Annotated in this window: 1 protein-coding gene; it reads left to right on the forward strand. The window is 63.2% G+C overall.

What is annotated here, in order from left to right:
• Positions 1 to 277: hypothetical protein (locus tag IRZ77_RS26750; RefSeq protein ID WP_196174645.1), on the forward strand; the 277-nt coding region annotated here is incomplete at both ends.

A 277-nucleotide genomic window follows, 5' to 3' on the forward strand; every position in this document is an offset into this window, starting at 1 on the left:
ACACCGCACGCAACGACCCTGCCAGCCTCGGCATCGCCATGACCGACAGCTTCCGCTTCGGCCTGGAACAGGTGCTGGAGTTCTCTACCTTCTCCTCTGCCAGGTTCACCAGCGTCCATGGCTTTTACAGCCGCCTGGGCCGCTGGCATGAAACCCGCACGCATGTGCGCAATGTCATTCAGCAGCAACAACTGCCCAATGGCCTGCTGGCGCTGACGCTGCCCGACCCGGTCGGCATGGTCATGGAGCTCAACGCGCAACGCACTGGCTGGGTGCA

The organism is Pseudomonas pudica (genome assembly GCF_015680405.1).
Taxonomy (GTDB): Bacteria; Pseudomonadota; Gammaproteobacteria; order Pseudomonadales; family Pseudomonadaceae; genus Aquipseudomonas; species Aquipseudomonas pudica.